The sequence below is a fragment of the Nocardia fodinahabitans genome, from assembly GCF_052983615.1.
In genome coordinates this window covers 5,422,279-5,442,340 of the sequence record NZ_JBRJJC010000001.1, presented here as the reverse complement: position 1 = coordinate 5,442,340, position 20,062 = coordinate 5,422,279, and the positions used below count along the sequence as shown (strand labels likewise).

Below are 20,062 nucleotides of genomic sequence, written 5' to 3'. Positions count from 1 at the left end.
CTTGGTTCGTAGTTCAGTGGTGTCCCCGCATGGGACGTCGCAACCTGGACGGGTGCGGCGCATAATGCGCATCCCGACCAGGGTAGTTGACCGCCTTCGCGGTCGTGCAATCGGCGGTTGTTTGGGCGGCGGCTAGCGGCCGACCTGCACCGCGTCGGTGACGAAGACCAGGGTCTCGTTCGGCGCGACACCGTTGCCACCCGCGCCGTAGCCCAGGTTCGGCGGCACGATCAGCAGCCGGCGCGCGCCCTGCTGCACGCCGAGCAGACCCTGGTCCCAGCCCTCGATGACCTGGCCGGCGCCGAGGGTCAGCTGGAACGGCTTGCCGCGCTTGAACGAGCTGTCCAGAGTCTGCTTGTCCGACCAGGTGACCAGCGCGTAGTTCATGGTCAGCGGCTGCCCAGCGACCGCGCCGGGCCCGTTGCCGGGGACCAGGTCCTTGACGATCAGCGTCGTAGGCGGATCACAGGAGTCGGGAATGGTGATCTCCGGCGCGTCGCCGTAGCCACCGCTGACCGTGATGTCGTCGGCGGTGCACTCGCGGCCCTTGCTCGCCGTGGACTGGCCCGCGGCGGTACTGCTGCCCGGCGAGCTCGCCGAATCCGAGTCCGAGCCGCAGGCCGCTGTCGCGATCGCGGCGGCCGCGACGAGTCCGATGCCGATGATCCTGCCGAGAGAATGCATGGCCCGCACAGTAATAGACCGCGTGCACGGCGCCGGGTACCGGCACGGCGGTAGGCTCGGCGGTGCGTTTCTCCACCGGTGTCGCCGAGTGTCCACTCGGCGCCCCGCGCAGGTCCCGGCGGCGCGGACGGCGCCGCAGCTCACCGAGTACGAGGAGAGTCCGCGATGACCCGGACCAGCGATCCCGATGCCGATACCGCCGCCGACAGCGTGGGCGACGGCGACGGCGAGACCATCGCCCCGAAGCCCTACGTCCTCACCGATGCCCCCGGCCCGCTCTCGCGCGAAGAACTCGTCGCGGTGGACACCTGGTGGCGGGCATCGAACTATCTCGCGGTCGGTCAGATCTATCTGATGAGCAATCCGCTGCTGCGCGAACCGCTGCGCCCGGAAGACATCAAACCGCGCCTGCTCGGCCATTTCGGGACCGTGCCCGGCCTGAATCTGGTGTGGGCGCACGCGAATCGGGTGATCCGCGCGCGCGGGCTGAACGCGGTGTACGTGGCGGGTCCCGGCCACGGCGGCCCCGGCCCGAACGCCTGCGCCTGGCTGGAGGGCGCCTACGCCGCGCTCTATCCCGACATCGCGCGCGACAGCCACGGCATGCGCAGGCTGTTCCACCAGTTCTCCTTCCCCGGCGGCGTGCCGAGCCACTGCGCGCCGGAGACCCCCGGCTCCTTCCACGAGGGCGGTGAACTCGGCTACAGCCTGCTGCACGCCTACGGCGCCGCGCTCGACCATCCCGATCTGACCGTCTTCTGCGTGATCGGCGACGGCGAGGCCGAGACCGGCCCGCTGGCGGGCAGCTGGCACGCGAACAAATTCCTCAACGCGGCCCGCGACGGCGCGGTGGTGCCGATCCTGGCGCTCAACGAGTACAAGATCGCCAATCCGACGATCCTCGCCCGCATCCCCACCGACGAACTGGTCGCGCTGCTGCGCGGCTACGGTTACGAACCGCTGATCGTCTCCGGCGACGACCCGGCCCCGGTGCACCAGGCGATGGCCGCCGCGATGGACACCTGCCTGGACCGCATCGCCGGATTCCAGCGCGCGGCCCGCGAGGACGGCGACACCGCCAGGCCGCGCTGGCCGATGATCGTGCTGCATACCCCGAAGGGCTGGACCTGTCCCCCGGTCGTCGACGGCCAGCAGGTCGAAGGCACCTTCCGCGCCCACCAGGTGCCCTTGCCCGCGGCCCGCACCAACCCGCAGCACCGACGGGTACTCGAACAGTGGCTGCGGTCCTATCGGCCCGAGGAACTGTTCGACGAGCACGGCGCCCCGGTCCCCGCCGTGCTCGGCCAGATCCCGGATCGGCCGATGAGCCTCAACCCGATCGCCAACGGCGGGCTGCTGGTCCACGACCTGGACCTGCCGGACTGGCGCGACTACGGCGTCGCCGTCGAGCAGCCGGGCTCGGGTCCGCACGAGGCGACCAGGGTGCTCGGCGGCTGGCTGCGCGACGTCACCGCGCGCAATCCGCACAATTTCCTCACTTTCGCCCCCGACGAACTGGCCAGCAACCGGCTACAGGACATTCTCGAGGTGACCGGGCGGGACTGGCAGGCCGAGATCGGTCGCTGGGACGTCGACCTGTCCCCGACCGGCCGTGCCGTGGAGGTGCTCTCCGAACACATGTGCCAGGGTCTGCTGGAGGGCTACCTGCTGACCGGCCGTCACGGGGTGTTCACCTGCTACGAGGCGTTCATCCACATCGTCGACGCCATGTTCAACCAGCACGCGAAATGGCTCGACGCCAGCCTGGCGGTGCCGTGGCGGCGCAAGATCCCCAGCCTGAACTACCTGCTCACCTCGCACGTGTGGCGGCAGGACCACAACGGATTCACCCACCAGGACCCGGGTTTCCTCGATGTCGTGGCGAACAAGAGTCCCGAGATCGTGCGGGTGTATCTGCCGCCGGACGCGAACACGCTGCTGTCCACCTACGACCACTGCTTGCGCTCACGGCACTACGCCAATGTGGTCGTCGCGGGCAAACAGCCGGGGCCGGACTGGCTTTCGGTGTCCCAGGCCGCGCTGCACTGCGCCCGCGGGGTCGGGATCTGGGAATTCGCCTGCCACAACGACGCACCAGGCACCACCCCCGACGTGGTGCTCGGCTGCGCGGGCGACATCCCCACCCTGGAAACCCTCGCCGCCGCGGCGATCCTGCGCGATCGCCTGCCCGACCTGCGGATCCGGGTGGTCAATGTGGTCGACCTGATGCGGCTGCTGCCCGCCGAGGAACACCCGCACGGCCTGTCCGACGCCGAGTTCGACGCGCTGTTCACCACCGACCGCCCGGTGATCTTCGCCTTCCACGGCTACCCCTGGCTGGTCCACCGGCTCACCTATCGCCGCACCAACCACGCCGAACTGCACGTGCGCGGATACAAGGAGAAGGGCACGACCACCACCCCCTTCGACATGGTGATGCTCAACGATCTCGACCGCTTCCACCTGGTGCTCGATGTGATCGATCGGGTCCCCGGCCTGCGCGGGCAGGCGGCGGGTCTGCGCCAGGAGATGGTCGACGCCCGGCTGATCGCCCGCCGCTGGACCAGGGAGCACGGCGAGGACATCCCGGTCGTCGCGAACTGGGTCTGGCCCGAGGCCGCGATCCCCACTGTGCCGTAACGCGGTTGCGGCGCGGGCCCGCGCTGCACGACGATGGAGTCGATGACCGAGCCCCGCCGCACCGACACCCTGCCCCGCGATCGTCGCGACCTCACCGGCCCCTTCGACGTGATCGGCGACGTGCACGGCTGCCGCGCCGAGCTGGAAACCCTGCTGGGCGAGCTCGGCTACACGATCGAGCGCGACGAGCGCGGCCGGGCGATCGGCGCCGCGCACCCGGACGCGCGCACGGTGGTCTTCGTCGGCGATCTCGTCGATCGCGGCCCCGACACCCCCGGCGTGCTGCGCCTGGCGATGGGCATGATCGCCGCGCGCACCGCGCTGTGCGTCACCGGCAACCACGAGTACAAACTGGTGCGCGCGCTGGACGGCCGCAATGTCCGCGTCGCCCACGGTCTCGAGCTCTCACTCGCCCAGCTGGCCGAGGAAGACGCCGAATTCCGGGGCGCCGCACACATTTTCCTGCGCGATCTCCCCAGTCACTATCTGCTCGACCGCGGCAAGCTGGTCGTCGCCCACGCCGGTCTGCCGGAGAGCCTGCACGGCAGCACCTCCGGCCGCGCCCGCTCGTTCGCCCTCTACGGCTCCCCCACCGGCGACTTCGACGAACACGGCCTACCCATCCGCTACGACTGGGCCCAGGACTACCACGGCGCCGCCACCGTCCTCTACGGCCACACCCCCGTCACCAAACTGACCTGGGTCAACAACACCCTCTGCCTGGACACCGGCGCCGTCTTCGGCGGCACCCTCTCCGCCCTGCGCTACCCCGAACTCACCACGATCTCCGTTCCCGCCGAGCAGATCTGGTGCGAACGAGCCGGCATCACCCCGGGAGCTAGCCCTCGCCACGGGCCTGTTTGATCTTGCGCCAGCCGCCGGCGCGATTGTCGGCGATGATCTGTTTCAGCATCTTGCCCAGAGCGCGTTCGTTGAGGGTCTGCCCCTCGTAGACGGCGACGGTGCGGGCGGTCTTGTTGTCGTGGCCGCCGGTGATGATGTTGTCCGGATCGGGGACGATGGCGCCGTCGTAGAGGAAGATGTTGACGTGTGTCTTGGCGGCCAGCAGGGCGCAGATATTGCCGTCGAGGACGAAATAGGGCTGCACGCGGCGCTTCACGGTTTCGACGACCTCGGGGTCGGCGGCGTGGACGAGTTCGCGGACCTGGCGGCAGATCGCCTGCTGCCAGGTGGGGAGCGCGTCGATGTAGGCGTCGACGCGGGGATCGGCGACATAGGTCACCGATCGATCGTGACACACCGGCGGGCCGGTACGCGGGCAGCGCGCCCGGCGGGATCGTCGCCGAATCGTCAACTCGACATCCCGGGCGAGCGGGCCGTCACCTGGCGAGACGGGCTTACCATCGCAGCGGACGACCCGACTCATTCCCGAGGAGAGGTTCATGCGCCGAACGTTGCTCGCTCTGTCCGTGCTCTGTCCGCTGGTCGGGGCGGGGCTGGCCGCCGCCGATCCGGCGCCGCCGGGCACCGGCACCGCCGGAACGCTGACCGTCCTGGCCTTCACCGGCCGCGACCCGATCCCCGTCAACCGCGCCGAGATCGCGGTGACCCGCTGTGGCGAGAGTCAGGTCGTCACGACCCTGACCAGCGGCGCCGACGGACGCGCGACCGCGGCCCTGCCCGACGGCTGCTACGAGGCGAAGGTGATCACCGTTCCCGGCGGATGCGCGCTGGCCGACACCGAACCGATGCGGCTGCACGTCGCCAGGGGCACCCAGGTGAGCACCGAGTTCCGGTTCCGCTGTGCCTGAGGCGTCAGCCGCGGACCGGGTGAACCGGTCGAGGTCGACCGCCTCGGCGCGAAAGTTCTTCGCGCCCACCGGTCATCGAGTCAGTCCTGCGGTCCACCGGCGACGTAGACGACCTGACCGGACACGAAGCCCGCGCCCTCGCTCACGAAGAACGACGCCGTGTTGGCGATGTCCTCGGGCTTGCCGACCCGGTTGACCGGGATCTGCGCGGCGGCGGCCTGCTTGAACGCCTCGAAGTCGACGCCGACCCGCGCGGCGGTCGCGGCGGTCATCTCGGTTTCGATGAAGCCGGGCGCGATCGCGTTGGCGGTGACGCCGAACTTGCCCAGCTCGAAGGCCAGGGTCTTGGTGAAGCCCTGCATGCCCGCCTTCGCGGCGGAGTAGTTGGCCTGGCCGCGGTTGCCGAGCGCGGAGGTGCTCGACAGGTTCACGATGCGACCGAACTTCGCGTCCACCATGTACTTCTGCACGGCCCTGGTCATCAGGAAGGCGCCGCGCAGGTGCACGTTCATGACGGTGTCCCAGTCGTCCACCGACATCTTGAACAGCAGGTTGTCGCGCAGCACGCCGGCGTTGTTGATCAGCACGGTCGGCGCGCCGAGCTCGGTGGCGATCCGCTCGACCGCCGCGGCGACGGCCGCTTCGTCGGCCACATCGGCGCCGACAGCGAGAGCGCTGCCCCCGGCCGCCTCGATGGCTGCGACGGTGTCCGCGCAGGCGGCGGCGTCGAGATCGAGCACGGCGACGGCGAATCCGTCGGCGGCGAGTTTGACGGCGACGGCGGCGCCGATACCGCGTGCGGCACCGGTGACGATCGCGACCCTGCGTTCCGTGGACATGTGCACTCCTACCGCGCTAGCACAACCGTGAGCTGGGCGAATGGTGATGGTCGGGGTGACAGGATTTGAACCTGCGACCCTCCGCTCCCAAAGCGGATGCGCTACCAAGCTGCGCTACACCCCGAGGCCTCGGGGCTGCGACGCCGTCGAGGGAATTCATGTTTGAGCGGGTGACGGGAATCGAACCCGCACCATCAGCTTGGAAGGCTGAGGTTCTACCATTGAACTACACCCGCAGGCATACGACATCGATGGGATCGCCACGATGTCGTGTGCGCCACGACTGTACCGAATACCGCGCGCCGAATGCCAATCCGCCCCCGGCGACCACGGCGACGCGCCCCGCCCGCGGTGCCGGCTCCCGCCGGCCCCGATGCCCGATTAGGGCCTAATGACCCTATCCAGGCGAACCCCTCCCGGCCACGATGGTTGATGCGCGCCAATGGGGACCGGCGCCTGCTCCACCGGGGGAATAAATAGGAGAATTTTCCTTAAAAACCTGGCACGTGGGCGGCGAGTAGGCCACCATGAAATGGCGCGTGACGGGCTCCTTGTCGGGGGGAGTCGTGGTCACTCGGCCACCTCGTCACGACTCGCCCCTGGGCCAGGAGGAACCGCATGGCATCGCAACGCCCACCACCTCGAGATGGGCTCTACGCTGCGTGTTTCGGCATTCCCAAAGTTTTTTCGGGAAGTGTGTAACGCCGGAGCGCCTGTAGCGATGTCATAGCCGATCGCCATTCGCGAGAGACCTGCAACGCGTTCTACAACGCGACTTTTCGGTCTCGGGTGGCTTGCTAGGATCCTTTTTGCCGGACGGGGGTATCTGGAAAGGGGGCGGTGTGCGTGTGCCGAACTCGGCGGACTCAACCGCGTAGCAGTGCGAACGATCGAGGTGGCAAGCTCGTCGCCACCGACCACCGGTGATGTCGATGACTGTCCACATCGAGCCACCGGTCGCCGCGATGGCCCGTGCCTGGGCCCGCGCGGTATGCGCCGAACCGGGATCGTCCACGGCGCCGCACCAGCTGGAGCCGGTGCTCGTCGAGATCGTCGAGCGGCTGCTGCAGCTGGCTCGGACCGAACCGTTCCCGGTGCCACAGGCGCGGATGCTCGGCGCCCGGCTGGCCGAGGCGCCCTTCGAACGAACCAGAATGCTGGCGCACGCCACCCGCTGGCTGCTCGGCTTCCCCTCCGGCGTGCCCGGCTCGCTGGTGGCCACTCGCTGGCCACTGGTCGCCAGTCAGGCCATCGACAGTTACGCGCAGGCGTTGCAGGAACGCGCGCTCGCGCAACAGGAACAGAACATCTCGGCGAAAGTATCGCTGCGCGTACAGGAGATCGCCGCGCTGCAGCACCGCTTGCGCCACGAAGCAACCCACGACGCGCTGACCGATCTGGCCAACCGCACGTTGCTGCAGGAACGGGTACGGGCCTTCGCGGCCGACCCGACCCGCGGCGTCGGTGTACTGGTGGTCGACCTGGACCGGTTCAAGCAGATCAACGACGGTTACGGGCACGCGATCGGCGACGAGGTCTTGGTCGAACTGGCCAACCGGCTGCGCGAGGTGTGCCCGCCCGAGACGGTGATCTGCCGGTACGGCGGTGACGAGTTCGTCGTCGCCGCCAACCCGCGGCGCGACACCCTCGGCGAGCTGGCGCACCGCGTGGTGGCGGCGCTGCGCGACCCGGTGTGGTCGAGCGCGGGGCCGGTACCGGTCTCGGCGAGCGTGGGCACGGCGTTCTGCGCGCCGGGAAAGACGTGCGATTTCACCGATCTGCTGCGTCGCGCCGACCGCGCGATGTATTCGGCGAAATCCGCGGGCGGGCGGCGTTTCGCGCTCGCCGAATCGGGCGACCCGGAACTGGGAACCGCGGTCGCGGGCTGAGTCGGATCGCGAAGCCTGCACTTCGCGTTCCGGCTCAACCCCTTTCGATGACAGCAGTCAGGCAGTGCGCTCGGATCCGGCTCGACGTATCGCGTCGAGCCGGATCAGCGGCAGTGCCGCGACTGCGAGGACCGCGCCGATCAGGCTGACCGAGGTGAGACCGCCGCCGTGCGTGAGAGCGACGGCCGCCAGCACCGGAGTGCCACTGATACCCAGCTGGAAGGCCGAGACCGTGGTGGCGCCGGCGAGCGTCGGGGCCTCGGCGGCGATGGTGAACACCCGGCCGTACAGCGCGGGGTTGAGGACGAACGCCGCGACGCCGAGCGCGAAGACCGCGGGCACCACCACCCACACCCGTTCCATCGCCGTCGCGAGCACCACCGACAGCAGCCCGATGGCGATCGTCCCGGCCAGCAGCGCGGTGTGCGGCCGCCGGTCGGCGATCCGGCCGCCGATGGACAGGCCGACGAACGCACCGATGCCGAACAGCGCGAGGACGGCCGGAATCCACACGGCCGCAACACCGGTGACCTCACCCAGCATGGCCGCCAGATAGTTGAACGTGATCATGTAGGCCGCGGTGCTCAGGATGGTGATCGCGTAGATCCCCCAGAGCGCGGGCCTGCGCATCACCGCCAGCTCGCGGCGCACCTGCGGCCTGGCCTCGGACTCCGTTGCGGCGGTGGGGATTCCGAGGAGACAGCCGACCAGCCCCGCGAGGGTCAGCAGCACGACGACGACAAATCCGCCGCGCCAGCCGAGGAAGTGGCTCAGCAACGTCCCCAGCGGACCACCGACCACCATGGCCACGCTGAGCCCGCTCACCACGACCGCGGACGCCCGCCCCACGCGGTCCGGGGTCACCAGGCGGACCGCTGTGACCGACGCGACGGCGAAGAACCCCGCGTAGGCGACACCGGCGACGACGCGCGAGATCAGCAGCACCCGATAGTCGCCGACCAGCCCGATCGCGATGCTCGCGGCGAACACCCCCTGGGTCACCAGCAGCGCCGAACGTCGCGGAAGCCGCAGGCCCAGCACCGCGCACGGCGGCCCACCGAAGACCACACCGAGCGCGAACGCGGTGATGAGGATGCCCGCGGACGAGAGCGGCACCCCCAGATCGAGGGCGACGTCGGGGAGCACCCCCGCGAGCAGGAACTCCGCGCTGCCCATCGCGAACAGGCTGAACCCCAGCAGATATACCCCGGTCGGCAGTCTGCCGCTCGTACGAGACATCGGGGCCGTGCCCGTTTCCATTGTTGAATCCATCTCGGATCACCTCCGCGACGAGCATCCCGACGATCTTGCGGGATCAGCAACGAACCTTGCCGATTCCGGGACGGATCGATTCCACTGGGCGGATGGAGGATCAGCCGACAGTCGGCGCGGTGATCGAACAGATCGGGCCGCGGTTGCGCCGGGCGCGGGAGAAGCGCGACGTCAGCCTGGCCGCGCTCGCGCGCGCCACCGGCGTCTCGACCAGCACGCTGTCGCGGCTGGAATCGGGGCACCGCAAGCCCAGTCTCGAACTGCTGCTGCCGATCACGGCGGCGCTGGGCATCGCGCTCGACGAGATCGTCGCGGCGCCACGCATCGTCGATCCCCGGGTGCCACAGGAGTCCACCGACAACGGCGGCCGGATGCTGATCCCGCTCTCGCGCCATCACGGGGAACCCCGCGCCTACAAGATGATCATCCCCGCCCGCGACGAGGAACCGTTCCCGCGCGCCCACGACGGCCACGAGTGGCTGTACGTGCTGCGCGGGCGGCTGCGGGTCCGGCTCGGTGACCACGATTTCGTCATGGGCGCGGGCGAGGCGGCCGAGTTCGACTGCCGGATCCCGCACTGGTTCGGCGCGGCGGGAGGCGGCAGCGTCGAGATCCTCAGTCTCTTCGGCGCGCACGGTGAGCGCATCCACGTCAGGGCGAGTACGCCCGGCGGGCTCAGCGCGGTTGACAGGTCGGGCACCAGAAGAGGTTTCGCCCCTCCATGACGCCGTGCGCGATCGGGGTCGCGCACACCCGGCAGGGTTCGCCCTGGCGGCGGTAGACGTAGGTGCGCGGCCGGTCCTTGGCGTAGGACGGTGCGCCGGTGTCGTGTTCGGGCCGGACGACGTGCATGCGGCCGGTGGCCACGCCGACCGGCATCAGGTCGACGAGATCGGCCCACAGCGCGTCCCATTCGGCGGCGCTCATCGAGGTGCCGGGCCGGAACGGCGAGATGCCGTGCCGGAACAGCACTTCCGCGCGGTAGACATTGCCGACGCCGGCGATCAGCGCCTGATCCATCAGCAGCGCGCCGATCGCCCGGCGGGAGCGCCGGATGCGCGCGCCAGCGCGTTCGTGATCGGCGTCGGGCCGCAGCGGATCGGCGCCGAGGCGCGCGGTCAGCGCGTCGACCTCGGGCGGCAGCAGCACCTCGCACGCGGTCGGCCCGCGCAGATCCGTGCCGAAATCCGTGGCGGCCCCGAGCATCCGCATCCGCACCTGCCCGACCGGCGCCGCCATCGGCAGTTCGGCCTCGCTGAAGGTGCCGTACAGCCCGAGGTGCACATGCACCGTCAGCCCGGACGTGTAGTGGTGCAGCAGGTGCTTGCCGATGGCCTCGGCCGAGGCCAGCACCTGGCCGTCGACCATCGCCGCGCCCTCGGCGAACCGCCCCTGCGGACTCGAAACCCGCACGGCTCCACCGGAGAACCGCTCCTGATGCAGGCGGGCGATGCTATGAAGGGTGTGCCCCTCAGGCAAGAAACACACCTTCCTCGATCTCAACTCACGGACTGGTCTCGCAAGCACAGGGGTAACTCACCCGGTAGCGGGCTGCCTCGACCGCCGAACCACCCCGCACCCAGGTCTGGCCAAGAGTTGCGGGGAGGCGGGGAGCTCTCAGTACGCGGGGACCGCCGGGGCTTCGCCGGACTTCTCGTAGTCGGCGAGGATGTCGATGCGGCGCTGGTGGCGCGGCTCTTCCGACCACGCCTGGGCGAGGAACGCGTCGACGATGGCGAGCGCTTCGGCGGTGGTGTGCATGCGGCCGCCGATGCCGATCAGCTGGGCGTTGTTGTGTTCGCGGGCCAGCTTGGCGGTTTCGACGCTCCAGGCCAGGGCGCAGCGGGCGCCGGGGACCTTGTTGGCGGCGATCTGCTCGCCGTTGCCGCTGCCACCGAAGACCAGGCCGAGCGAGCCCGGGTCGGCGACGGTGCGGCGGGCCGCCTCGATGCAGAAAGCGGGGTAGTCGTCGAGGGCGTCGTACTCGAGAGCACCACAGTCGACGACGTCGTGTCCGGCCTCCTGCAGATGAGCCTTGACATGATTCTTCAGTTCGAAACCGGCATGGTCGGCACCCAGGTAAACGCGCATGGCTGCGATTGTGTCAGGCCCGCTTAGAGTCGTTTCATGCACCCGCACGAACCGCTTCAACCGCCTTCGGCAGGTCCCCCACCGGGGTATTCCGGCCCACCTGCCGGGTCGGCACCGTCGCTGGACAAGGGCACCGGCGACATCCCCGCCCCGCTCCCACACCTCGGGTCCACGTCCTCTTCTTGGACCCAGCAAGTCCCGCCGACCAGCGGTTTCCCGGCCCAGCTGACCGCGCACGTACCCCAGTACCCGGGCCCGTATCCCCCGGTGCCGCACGCCGGTTACCACTCGCCCGGCGGCCCGCCGATCCCACCGCAGCATCAGCCGCGCGGGCTGTCACCGTTCGGGATGCCCGCCCGCCACTCGTGGGAAATCCCGCTGCTGGTGGTGGTCATCATGGTCACGACGGTGGCGTATCTGCTCGTCGCGCTGATCCTGCTGGTCGAGCTGTTCGCCGAGCCGGTGCTCGACGACAAGGGCCAGCCGGTCGACACCGGTTCGATCCTGACCAGTCCGTACGTGCTGCTGTTGATGTTCGCGCCGGTGCTGCTGTGGATGGGCCGTGGCCTCAACTACGCGACCCAGCGGATCAACGGCGTGAAGATGTCGCCGACGCAGTTCCCCGAGGGCTACCGGATGGTGCAGGAGGCGGCGGCGCGCTTCGGGATGAGCAAGGTGCCCGACGCCTACGTCGTGCTGGGCAACGGCCAGATCAACGCGTTCGCCTCCGGGCACGGATTCCGCCGGTTCGTCGTGGTCTACAGCGACCTGTTCGAAATCGGCGGCGCCGCCCGCGATCCCGACGCGCTGGCCTTCATCATCGGCCACGAGGTGGGTCATATCGCCGCGGGGCATGTGTCCTATTGGCGTCAGGTCGGCATGTTCGTCGCGCCGTGGCTGCCGATCCTGGGGGCCTCGCTGATCCGGGCGCAGGAGTACACCGCGGACAATCACGGGTTCTGCAACCGGTATCAGGGCGCGCCCGGCGCGATGGGAACGCTGGCCGCGGGCAAGTACCTCAACGCCCAGGTCGGTTTCGACGAAATGGCCGATCGAGCGGCGATCGAGAAGGACGGTTTCGTCTGGCTGGTCAACGCGATGTCCAGCCATCCGGTCCTCACCTGGCGGATGTGGGCGCTGCGCGACCGCAGCAGGCACGGTCCGATGTTCCTGCGTCCGCGCGCACCCCAGCCGGGCGCGATCCCACCGCCGGGCGGCTATCCGCCGATCACCGCGCACCGAGCGCTCCCGCCGCAGCCGGTGTGATCGGCAGCGGGGTGCCGGACCGACGGGTCCGGCACCCCCGATCGGCGCTCAGTCGAAGACCGGGTCCTCGGTGCGGGTGCGCTTGAGCTCGAAGAAGTGCGGGTACGAGGCCAGCGCGACCACGCCGTCCCACACCCGGCCCGCGTCCTCGCCGCGCGGAATGCGCGAGAGCACGGGACCGAAGAACGCGATGCCGTTGACGTGGATGGTCGGCGTGCCCACATCGGGGCCCACCTTGTCCATGCCCGCGTGATGGCTCGTGCGCAGCGCCTCGTCGAACGCGGTGCCGGTCGCCGCCTCGGCGAGCTCGGCGGGCAGTTCCAGCTCGGCCAGCGCGTCGGCGACGACCGCGGCCAGGCTCTCGGCGACGGAGTCGCGCTGGTACTCGTCCTTGCGCTCGTGGATGCGGGTGCCCAGCGCGGTGTAGAGCGGCAGCAGGATCTCGTCACCGGACTTCTCGGCGGCGGCCATGACGACCCGGACCGGTCCCCAGCCCGCGGCCATCAGGTCGACGTAGCGCTCGGGCAGGTCGTCCTTGCCCTCGTTGAGCACCGACAGACTCATCACGTGGAAGCGCGCTTCGATATCGCGCACCTTCTCCACTTCGAGGATCCAGCGGGACGTGATCCAGCACCAGGGGCACAGCGGATCGAACCAGAAATCGACGACGTCCTTCGTGGCCTGATCGCTCACGATTTTCCTCTCGGGTCAGCACGGCGGGGCGAGACGCCCACCGGTTGGTGCAACCCCGCGACGACCGGAATCGTTCCCGTGCGGCAGCTCGCGCACTAGGCTCGAGGCGAGGGAGTCCGGTCGTCCGCGAGAAGGAGTCCGTTCATGAGCTCGAATCAGCATTTCGTCGTGATCGGCGGCGGACTCGGTGCAGCCAAGCTGGCCGAGGCTCTGCGCGCCAACGACTTCGACGGCCGGGTGACGGTGCTGGCCGCCGAGGAGGAGCTGCCCTACGAGCGGCCGCCCCTGTCCAAACAGCATCTGGCCGGCACCCAGCAGCTGCCCGATTTCACCGTCGACCAGGGATCCTGGTACCGCGATCACCACATCGACCTGCGGCTGGGCACCACCGCGACGGCCTTCGATCCGGCCGCCCACACCGTGACGCTGCCCGACGGTTCCACGCTGACCTACGACAAGCTGGCCCTGGCCACCGGTTCGCGCCCACGCACGCTGCCCATTCCGGGCGCCGCCGCGCCGAACGTGTACACGCTGCGCACGATCGGCGATTCGGATGTGCTCGCCGAGATCCTGCGCTCGAACCGCAAGCTGGTGATCATCGGCGCGGGGTGGATCGGGCTCGAGGTCGCCGCGCAGGCGCGCGCCAGACAGGTCGACGTCACCGTGCTCGAGGCGGCCGAGCTGCCGCTGATCGGCGCGCTCGGTCCGGAGATGGGCGCGTTCTACGCCGAGCTGCATCGCTCGCACGGCGTCGACCTGCGGACCGGCACCGAGGTCGACATGATCCTGACCGAGGACGGCATCGCGACCGGCGTGCAGCTGGGCGACGGCACCGTGGTGCCCGCGCAGGCGGTGCTGGTCGCGGTGGGCGCGGCACCCAATATCGAGGGCGCCCTGGCGGCCGGGCTCACGACGAACGGCGGCGTGGTGGTCGACGCGGCGCTGCGCACCAGCGACCCCGACGTGGTCGCGGTCGGCGACATCGCCGAGCAGCAGCATCCGGTGCTGAACCGGCCGGTACGGGTCGAGCACTGGGCCACCGCGCTGAATCAGCCCGCCGTGGCGGCGCTGACCATGCTGGGCAAACCCGCCTCCTACGACCGGCTCCCGTACTTCTTCAGCGATCAGTACGACATCGGCATGGAGTACACCGGCTATGTCGGCCGCGGCGACGATGTGCGCGTAGTGGTGCGCGGCGACCAGGCCGAACGTGAGTTCGTGGCGTTCTGGCTGGATCCGCAGAACCGGGTCAGGGCGGGCATGAACGTCAATGTCTGGGACGTGACCGAGCGGATCAAGCAGCTGATCCTGACCGGCGAGCCGGTCGACCCGGAGCGGCTGGCCGATCCCGATATCCCGTTGTGAGTCAGTTCACACCGACTGGCGGAGCCGAGGTGTCGAACGGCGCGCGCCCGCTCCGACCATGTCTCGAGCGCGCCCGCAGGGCGCCCCCGACACCAGGAGCGATGCGATGAAGTACATGCTGGTCAAGACCTACGCCGACGCCGCCTACTGCGACACCCCGATACCCGAATGGGCACCCGAGGACATCGCCGCCCACATCGATTTCCAGCGGGTACTGGGTGAACAGCTGGCCGCCGCGGGCGAGCTCGTCGACGCCCAGGGCCTGGCCGGGCCGGATCAGGCGCTGATCGTGGTCTCCGACGGCCGCTCGGCGCCGGTGGTCACCGACGGCCCGTTCCCGGAGACCAAGGAGTTCCTGGCCGGCTACTGGATCGTCGACGTCGATTCGCGCGAACGCGCCATCGAGATCGCCGCGCAGGCCTCGGCCGCGCCCGGACCCGGCGGCAAGCCGATCGGCGAGCACATCGAGGTGCGCCAGGTCATGAGCGCGCCCGCCGAGTGAGCACGACCCCACGCACCGAGGACCTGCTGCGCGAACTCGCCCCGCAGGTCCTCGGTGTTCTCGTGCGCCGGTTCGGCGATTTCGACCTGGCCGAGGACGCCGTGCAGGACGCGCTGCTGGCCGCCGCGACCCAGTGGCGCACCGACGGGCTGCCGGAGCACCCGCGCGGGTGGCTGATCCAGGTCGCCCAGCGCCGGATGGCCGACGCGGTGCGCGCCGAGGTCGCGCGTCGGCGCAGGGAGACCACGGTGTTCGTGCGCGAGGTGCCCGTCGAGGCGACCGGCCGCGACGACACCCTGGACATGTACTTCCTGTGCTGCCACCCCGAGCTGCCGCCCGCGGGCGCGATCGCACTGACGCTGCGCGCCGTCGGCGGCCTGAGCACCGCCGAGATCGCCGCCGCCTTCCTGGTCCCGGAAGCGACCATGGCGCAACGCATCTCCCGCGCGAAGAAACGCCTGGCCGAATCGGAACGCCCGTTCGCCGACGGCGCGCAGGACAGCGCGCGGCTGAGTGCGGTCCTGCGGGTGCTGTACGTGATCTTCACCGAGGGACACACCAGCAGTGCCGGGGCCGGGTTGCGCCGCGGCGACCTGTCCGCCGAGGCGATCCGGCTGACCCGCGCGCTGCGCGCCCTACTGCCCGAGAACACCGAGGTCACCAGCCTGCTCGCGTTGATGCTGCTCACCGATGCCCGCCGGGCCACCCGCTCGGGTCCGCACGGCGAACTGGTCCCGCTACACGAACAGGACCGCGGCCGCTGGGATCGCGCGCAGATCACCGAGGGCCTGCGCCTGCTCACCGCGACCATGCCCGCCGGGCTGACCGGGAACTACCAGCTCCAAGCCGCGATCGCGGGCTTGCACGCCCAGGCCGCGCGCGTGGAGGACACCGACTGGGCGCGGATCCTGGTGCTCTACACCATGATCGAGCGGTCGAACCCGAACCCGATGGTCACCCTGAACCGGGCCGTGGCGACCGCCATGGTGCACGGCCCGGCCGCCGGGCTCGCCGTCGCCGACGCGGTGGCCGAGCCGCTGGCCCGCTCCCACCGGCTCGCCGCGGTGCGCGGGCACCTGCACGAGATGGCGGGCGAGGACGCCGCCGCCGTCGCGCAGTATCAGCTGGCCGCGACACAGACGGCGAGCGTGCCGGAGCGCGACTACCTGCTGCTGCGCGCCGCCCGCGTGCGTTCGGGTGCCGCCGGATCGGTGGTTTCGCGTCAACGGCCCGAGGAGGCCACGCCGGCCCACTGAGCGTGGGGAGCAGCTGGACGACGCGGGAGGCTCGGCGGGCCGAGGCCGGCTCAGCCTGGGTGTTCGAGGTTGGCGATCATGCGCGCGAGAGTGTCGGTGAGCGTGGCGAATTCGGCCTCGGTGATTCCCTCGGCCAGTTGCCGCCGGAGGGTGCCCACCGATCGAGCGGCGGACTCGTGCGCCGCCCGACCCGCATCGGTGGCCGCCCACCGTCCATCGGCGGCGCGGATGACCCACCCCCGCACGACCAGGGCGGCGGTGACATCGGCGATCGACGCACCGTCGGACTCCCAGAACGGTTGCAGCGCGTCGACCAGATCGGCGCCGGGGTCCCGGACGATCGTGTTGAGCGTCTGCCACTCGCGGCGCGACATCCCCACGCTCGCGACCGCCTGGTCGAAGGTCGCTTCGATGAGCTGGTCCAGGCGCTTGACCTGATAGCCGACCAATCTGCGCTCGGTCATCGTCCGCCCTTTCATGACTATCAACAACTACATGTCATATTGCATGTATATGTACGACGGTAACATGAGCTCGTGGACGAGGTCGAGCGGATCGAACGGGCGATGATCGCCATCCGGCGGCGCCAGACCCGGCGCACCCTGGCGGTGGACGCACCGAGCGGCCAGGCCTTCGACGTGCTCGACGTCGTCGAGGACGCGATCGAGCCGACCGTGTCCACGGTGGCCGCCGCCCTCGCCGTCGACCAACCGCGTGCCAGCAAGCTCGTCGCCGCCGCCGTGACCGCGGGCTATCTGCGCCGCGTCGCCGACCAGTCCGACGGTAGACGCTCGCTGCTGGTGCTCACCGAGCCCGGCCGGGACCTGCTCGACCGCGCGCACGAGCGCCGCCGCGGCGCCTTCGACCGCGCGATGACCGGGTGGCCGGACGCCGACCGCGTCGAGTTCGCCCGCCTGCTCGGCCGGTTCGTCGACGGCCTCGACTGACCCCGCTCCTGGCAGACTCTCCCTCGTGACGGAGGTATTCAGCGCGGGTGTCCTGGTCTATCGCCGCGGCGAGGCCGGGATCGAGGTTCTGCTCGGGCATATGGGCGGCCCGCTGTGGGCGAAGAAGGACGCTTCGGCCTGGTCGATTCCCAAGGGCGAGTACGAGCCCGAGGAGGAATCGGCGCGCGGCCGCGGCCAGGGAATTCACCGAGGAGCTCGGCCTGCCGGTGCCCGAGGGCGAGTGGACCGCACTCGGGGATGTGCGGTACGGCAGCGGGAACCGGCGCAAGACCGTCACCGTGTGGGCCGTCGAGGGCGATCTCGATCCGGCCGAGGTGGTCCCGGGAACATTCGAGATGGAGTGGCCGCCCCGCTCCGGCCGCAGGAGCGAGTTCCCCGAGATCGACCGCGCGGCCTGGTTCGATCCGGCCACCGCGCTGGACAAACTCGGAAAAGGCCAGCGCCCCTTCCTCACCCGCCTGACCGAGCTGCTCGGCTGATCTCGGGCACCCCAGACCTTCACGGAAGCCGAGTAGATTCGCGGTCATGCCCAGCGACTTGCAGCTGAAGATCATGAACGCCGGTCACCGTGCCCTGCTCACGCTCACCGGCGGCCGGATCGGCAACCGCATCTTCGGGATGCCGTCCCTCGAACTGACCACGATCGGCCGCAAATCCGGCACGCCGCGCAAGGTGATGCTGACCGCGCCGATCGTCGACGGCGACACCATCGTCGTCGTCGCCTCCCGCGGCGGCGATCCGACCCACCCGGCCTGGTACCTCAACCTGCGCGACAACCCGGACGTCGAGGTGTCGCTGCAGACCGGTCCGGCCCGTCCGATGACGGCCCACATCGCCACGCCCGAGGAACGGGCGAAGCTGTGGCCCCGGGTCGTCGCGGGCTACCGGGGCTACGGCGACTACCAGACCAAGACCGACCGGGAGATCCCGCTGGTCCTGCTGACGCCGCGCGCCTGATCAGACCAGCGCGGCCCGGAACTCCGTCGGGCTGCTGCCGCGCGAGCGCTTGAACGCGGCACTGAAACCGAAGGCGTCGGAGTAGCCGACGCTGGTCGCGACCTGGGCGACGCTGCGCGCGGGATCGGCGAGCAGTTCCTCGGCCTCGGCCATCCGCCATTCGGTCAGATACGTCAGCGGCGGTTCACCGATCACCTCGGTGAACCGCTTCGCGAACAACGCCCGGGACACCGCGGCCTCGGCGGCCAGGCTCGCGACCGTCCAGCGCTGGAACGGTTTCGCGTGGATGGCTTCCAGCGCCGGGCCGACCACCGGGTCGGCCATCCCGCGATACCAGGCGGGCGCGCAGTGCTGCTGCTCGGCGAGCCAGGTGCGCAGGTTGCAGACCAGCGCCCAGTCCAGCAGGCGGTCCATCATGGCCTGCGAGCCCGCACTGTGCCGGACCGCTTCGGCGGCGGATTCCTCGAGCCAGGTGCACACATCACTGTCGGCGGCGACCACCATCACCGGCGGCAGGGCGCGCAGCAGCCGTTCGTGTCGCCTGCCCGAGGCGCGATAGGCCCCGACGATCATCGAGGTCTCTTCCGGGGCACCGGTTTCGGAGATCTCCTCGATCAATTCCGGTGTAGCACAGCTCAGGTCGGCCGGACCGAAGCCGTTCGGGACGAAACACGACAGTTCGTACTCCACCGGCGGCCGATCGGCGACGGTGTCGATGTCGGTGAGCCGGAACGGTTCTCCGGCCTGGACCACCGCGGTATCCCCCGGGCCGAGCCGGGTGCGCGAACCGTCGGCGAGCACCAGGGTGCCGCCGCCGCGCAGGACACAGACCATGACCAGCGGCGCCCGATCGGCGAAGTGGATCGTCCAGGGCGCGCGCAGGACGGCGTGGGCGAGGACCGAGCCGTCGGCACGGATGCCACTCAGCAGTGAACTCAACGGATCCATGCCACCAGCGTAGACGAACTCCTATCAACCCGAGATGATCACCCATAGATCGTCCAGGCAAATCGCGGTTGACTCGAAGGCACGGGGCGCATCGCCCCACCGCCACGATCGAACAGGGAGCCCACCGTGTCGCAGTCCCCCGCCATCGCCACCGAGCCGCAGTCGACCGAATCCGGCACTCGCCGTGCGCTTGTCGTGCTCTCGCACCATCGCCGCGACTCACTGACCGCGCACATCGCCGACCTGTCCGTCGCCCGGCTCGTCGCCGGTGGCTACGAGGTCGACCTGCTCGACCTGCACGCCGAGGGTTTCGACCCGCGGATGACCGTCGCCGACCAGCCCGATTGGGGCCATCGGGACAAGGAGTACTCCGCCGAGGCCGAGGCCCACATGCGGCGGCTGCTCGCCGCCGACGTGGTCGTGGTGGTGTTCCCGGTCTACTGGCAGAGCCCGCCCGCGATCCTCAAGGGCTGGATCGATCGCGTCTGGAACTACGGTTTCGCCTACGGCCGCAGCAAGCCCCGGCTGGCGGGCAAGCGCATCCTGTGGATCGGCCTGGCCGGCGCCACCGCCGACGACGCGATCATCCCGGGCATGCAGTCGGTGCTCGAGGGCCTGCTCAGCGAAGGCCTGGCCTACTACAGCGGCTTCGCCGACTCGCGGGTGCGCCTGCTGCCCGACGCCGAGGAGCAGCCGCAGTCGCTCGACGCCGAGGGCAATCTGCTGATCGGCGAGGCGATCAGCGGCGACGCGCGCACCGCACACTACGCGGCGTTCGATGCCACGGCCGTGGGCTTCGTCGACGAGTTCCTGGCCGCCGAACTGGTCGATGCCTGAGCGCGGGCACCCGCGCGGTGGCCGTTGACGCCATCGCGCGGGAGAGCCAGGCAACCCGGACCGGCCACCGTGTGTGGCCGGTC

The 20,062-nt window shown here is 70.0% G+C and carries 20 protein-coding genes, 2 tRNA genes and 2 pseudogenes; 13 read left to right on the top strand and 11 right to left on the bottom strand.

Annotated elements, in window-relative coordinates:
* Positions 1 to 132 precede the first annotated feature (132 nt).
* Positions 133 to 684 (bottom strand): FKBP-type peptidyl-prolyl cis-trans isomerase, encoded by a 552-nt coding sequence (locus NV348_RS25595; protein ID WP_447149122.1) that lies wholly within the window; start codon positions 682 to 684, stop codon positions 133 to 135.
* Positions 685 to 849: 165 nt separating this feature from the next.
* On the opposite strand from NV348_RS25595, the gene NV348_RS25590 reads away from it, so the two are divergent.
* Positions 850 to 3,324: a phosphoketolase family protein gene (locus NV348_RS25590; RefSeq protein WP_447149121.1), complete on the top strand. Its 2,475-nt coding sequence runs from the start codon at positions 850 to 852 to the stop codon at positions 3,322 to 3,324.
* 78 nt (positions 3,325 to 3,402) lie between these two features.
* Positions 3,403 to 4,179 (top strand): annotated as a pseudogene (locus NV348_RS25585) (metallophosphoesterase); the annotation flags it as partial.
* Here the strand turns inward: NV348_RS25585 and NV348_RS25580 are convergent.
* Positions 4,163 to 4,711 (bottom strand): DUF1801 domain-containing protein, encoded by a 549-nt coding sequence (locus NV348_RS25580; RefSeq protein ID WP_447151139.1) that lies wholly within the window; start codon positions 4,709 to 4,711, stop codon positions 4,163 to 4,165. The pseudogene NV348_RS25585 and the gene NV348_RS25580 sit on opposite strands and share 17 nt — an antisense overlap.
* Before the next feature lie 16 nt (positions 4,712 to 4,727).
* Here NV348_RS25580 and NV348_RS25575 point away from each other — a divergent pair, with 16 nt between their 5' ends.
* Entirely contained in the window at positions 4,728 to 5,096 is a 369-nt protein-coding gene (locus tag NV348_RS25575; RefSeq protein WP_447149120.1) for a hypothetical protein, read from the top strand.
* Positions 5,097 to 5,176: 80 nt separating this feature from the next.
* Here the strand turns inward: NV348_RS25575 and fabG are convergent, their stop codons facing one another.
* The 3 genes from fabG to NV348_RS25560 form a co-directional block, all read right to left on the bottom strand.
* Positions 5,177 to 5,935 (bottom strand): 3-oxoacyl-ACP reductase FabG, encoded by a 759-nt coding sequence (gene fabG, locus NV348_RS25570; RefSeq protein ID WP_447149119.1) that lies wholly within the window; start codon positions 5,933 to 5,935, stop codon positions 5,177 to 5,179.
* A 47-nt stretch (positions 5,936 to 5,982) separates the two neighbouring features.
* Positions 5,983 to 6,059 (bottom strand) — tRNA-Pro (locus tag NV348_RS25565).
* Between the two features lie 41 nt (positions 6,060 to 6,100).
* Positions 6,101 to 6,171, bottom strand: a tRNA-Gly gene (locus tag NV348_RS25560).
* Between the two features lie 696 nt (positions 6,172 to 6,867).
* Here NV348_RS25560 and NV348_RS25555 point away from each other — a divergent pair.
* Positions 6,868 to 7,824: a diguanylate cyclase domain-containing protein gene (locus NV348_RS25555; protein WP_447149118.1), complete on the top strand. Its 957-nt coding sequence runs from the start codon at positions 6,868 to 6,870 to the stop codon at positions 7,822 to 7,824.
* 57 nt (positions 7,825 to 7,881) lie between these two features.
* On the opposite strand, the gene NV348_RS25550 is transcribed toward NV348_RS25555, so the two are convergent.
* The gene (locus NV348_RS25550) at positions 7,882 to 9,096 is read right to left on the bottom strand and encodes an MFS transporter (RefSeq protein WP_447149117.1); all 1,215 of its coding nucleotides are present in this window, start codon (positions 9,094 to 9,096) and stop codon (positions 7,882 to 7,884) included.
* 92 nt (positions 9,097 to 9,188) lie between these two features.
* On the opposite strand from NV348_RS25550, the gene NV348_RS25545 reads away from it, so the two are divergent.
* Entirely contained in the window at positions 9,189 to 9,821 is a 633-nt protein-coding gene (locus NV348_RS25545; protein WP_447149116.1) for a helix-turn-helix domain-containing protein, read from the top strand.
* Here NV348_RS25545 and NV348_RS25540 read toward each other — a convergent pair.
* Both NV348_RS25540 and NV348_RS25535 read right to left on the bottom strand, forming a co-directional pair.
* Entirely contained in the window at positions 9,772 to 10,575 is an 804-nt protein-coding gene (locus NV348_RS25540) for an Fpg/Nei family DNA glycosylase (RefSeq protein WP_447149115.1), read from the bottom strand. The genes NV348_RS25545 and NV348_RS25540 overlap by 50 nt on opposite strands.
* A 138-nt stretch (positions 10,576 to 10,713) precedes the next feature.
* On the bottom strand, positions 10,714 to 11,187 hold the full coding sequence (locus NV348_RS25535) for a ribose-5-phosphate isomerase (protein ID WP_019045753.1): 474 nt from the start codon (positions 11,185 to 11,187) through the stop codon (positions 10,714 to 10,716).
* A gap of 348 nt (positions 11,188 to 11,535) precedes the next feature.
* Here NV348_RS25535 and NV348_RS25530 point away from each other — a divergent pair, with 348 nt between their 5' ends.
* Positions 11,536 to 12,453: a M48 family metallopeptidase gene (locus NV348_RS25530; protein WP_447151138.1), complete on the top strand. Its 918-nt coding sequence runs from the start codon at positions 11,536 to 11,538 to the stop codon at positions 12,451 to 12,453.
* Positions 12,454 to 12,501: 48 nt separating this feature from the next.
* Here NV348_RS25530 and NV348_RS25525 read toward each other — a convergent pair whose 3' ends face one another.
* Positions 12,502 to 13,146, bottom strand: a complete 645-nt coding sequence (locus NV348_RS25525) for a mycothiol-dependent nitroreductase Rv2466c family protein (protein WP_447149114.1) — start codon at positions 13,144 to 13,146, stop codon at positions 12,502 to 12,504.
* 144 nt (positions 13,147 to 13,290) lie between these two features.
* Between NV348_RS25525 and NV348_RS25520 the strand changes: the two genes are divergently transcribed.
* The 3 genes from NV348_RS25520 to NV348_RS25510 all read left to right on the top strand — a co-directional run bounded on the left by NV348_RS25520 (position 13,291) and on the right by NV348_RS25510 (position 16,269).
* Positions 13,291 to 14,511, top strand: coding sequence for an NAD(P)/FAD-dependent oxidoreductase (locus NV348_RS25520; protein ID WP_447149113.1), 1,221 nt, complete (start codon positions 13,291 to 13,293; stop codon positions 14,509 to 14,511).
* Between the two features lie 106 nt (positions 14,512 to 14,617).
* Positions 14,618 to 15,013: a YciI family protein gene (locus NV348_RS25515; protein WP_447149112.1), complete on the top strand. Its 396-nt coding sequence runs from the start codon at positions 14,618 to 14,620 to the stop codon at positions 15,011 to 15,013.
* A complete protein-coding gene (locus NV348_RS25510) occupies positions 15,010 to 16,269 on the top strand; it encodes an RNA polymerase sigma factor (protein WP_447149111.1) in 1,260 nt (419 codons plus the stop codon). The genes NV348_RS25515 and NV348_RS25510 overlap by 4 nt, the downstream gene beginning before the upstream one ends.
* A gap of 50 nt (positions 16,270 to 16,319) precedes the next feature.
* Here NV348_RS25510 and NV348_RS25505 read toward each other — a convergent pair whose 3' ends face one another.
* Positions 16,320 to 16,733, bottom strand: a complete 414-nt coding sequence (locus NV348_RS25505) for a MarR family winged helix-turn-helix transcriptional regulator (protein ID WP_447149110.1) — start codon at positions 16,731 to 16,733, stop codon at positions 16,320 to 16,322.
* A 72-nt stretch (positions 16,734 to 16,805) separates the two neighbouring features.
* On the opposite strand from NV348_RS25505, the gene NV348_RS25500 reads away from it, so the two are divergent.
* The 3 genes and pseudogenes from NV348_RS25500 (at position 16,806) to NV348_RS25490 (ending at position 18,194) form a co-directional block, all read left to right on the top strand.
* Complete coding sequence (locus NV348_RS25500) at positions 16,806 to 17,216, top strand: MarR family winged helix-turn-helix transcriptional regulator (protein ID WP_447149109.1); 411 nt, start codon at positions 16,806 to 16,808, stop codon at positions 17,214 to 17,216.
* Positions 17,217 to 17,241: 25 nt separating this feature from the next.
* Positions 17,242 to 17,716 (top strand): annotated as a pseudogene (locus NV348_RS25495) (NUDIX hydrolase).
* Positions 17,717 to 17,762: 46 nt separating this feature from the next.
* Complete coding sequence (locus NV348_RS25490; protein WP_447149108.1) at positions 17,763 to 18,194, top strand: nitroreductase family deazaflavin-dependent oxidoreductase; 432 nt, start codon at positions 17,763 to 17,765, stop codon at positions 18,192 to 18,194.
* On the opposite strand, the gene NV348_RS25485 is transcribed toward NV348_RS25490, so the two are convergent.
* Entirely contained in the window at positions 18,195 to 19,142 is a 948-nt protein-coding gene (locus NV348_RS25485; protein ID WP_447149107.1) for an AraC family transcriptional regulator, read from the bottom strand.
* Between the two features lie 126 nt (positions 19,143 to 19,268).
* Here NV348_RS25485 and NV348_RS25480 point away from each other — a divergent pair, with 126 nt between their 5' ends.
* Positions 19,269 to 19,979, top strand: a complete 711-nt coding sequence (locus NV348_RS25480) for an NAD(P)H oxidoreductase (protein ID WP_447149106.1) — start codon at positions 19,269 to 19,271, stop codon at positions 19,977 to 19,979.
* The last annotated feature ends 83 nt before the right edge of the window (positions 19,980 to 20,062 follow it).

Coding starts and splice junctions, on each gene's coding strand:
- NV348_RS25575 (WP_447149120.1), top strand. CDS start 4,728: ATGCGCCGAACGTTGCTCGCTCTGTCCGTGCTCTGTCCGCTGGTCGGG.
- NV348_RS25545 (WP_447149116.1), top strand. CDS start 9,189: ATGGAGGATCAGCCGACAGTCGGCGCGGTGATCGAACAGATCGGGCCG.
- NV348_RS25550 (WP_447149117.1), bottom strand. CDS start 9,096: ATGGATTCAACAATGGAAACGGGCACGGCCCCGATGTCTCGTACGAGC.
- NV348_RS25535 (WP_019045753.1), bottom strand. CDS start 11,187: ATGCGCGTTTACCTGGGTGCCGACCATGCCGGTTTCGAACTGAAGAAT.
- fabG (WP_447149119.1), bottom strand. CDS start 5,935: ATGTCCACGGAACGCAGGGTCGCGATCGTCACCGGTGCCGCACGCGGT.
- NV348_RS25590 (WP_447149121.1), top strand. CDS start 850: ATGACCCGGACCAGCGATCCCGATGCCGATACCGCCGCCGACAGCGTG.
- NV348_RS25485 (WP_447149107.1), bottom strand. CDS start 19,142: ATGGATCCGTTGAGTTCACTGCTGAGTGGCATCCGTGCCGACGGCTCG.
- NV348_RS25515 (WP_447149112.1), top strand. CDS start 14,618: ATGAAGTACATGCTGGTCAAGACCTACGCCGACGCCGCCTACTGCGAC.
- NV348_RS25505 (WP_447149110.1), bottom strand. CDS start 16,733: ATGACCGAGCGCAGATTGGTCGGCTATCAGGTCAAGCGCCTGGACCAG.
- NV348_RS25555 (WP_447149118.1), top strand. CDS start 6,868: ATGACTGTCCACATCGAGCCACCGGTCGCCGCGATGGCCCGTGCCTGG.
- NV348_RS25595 (WP_447149122.1), bottom strand. CDS start 684: ATGCATTCTCTCGGCAGGATCATCGGCATCGGACTCGTCGCGGCCGCC.
- NV348_RS25520 (WP_447149113.1), top strand. CDS start 13,291: ATGAGCTCGAATCAGCATTTCGTCGTGATCGGCGGCGGACTCGGTGCA.
- NV348_RS25530 (WP_447151138.1), top strand. CDS start 11,536: ATGCCCGCCCGCCACTCGTGGGAAATCCCGCTGCTGGTGGTGGTCATC.
- NV348_RS25580 (WP_447151139.1), bottom strand. CDS start 4,711: ATGAGTCGGGTCGTCCGCTGCGATGGTAAGCCCGTCTCGCCAGGTGAC.
- NV348_RS25490 (WP_447149108.1), top strand. CDS start 17,763: ATGCCCAGCGACTTGCAGCTGAAGATCATGAACGCCGGTCACCGTGCC.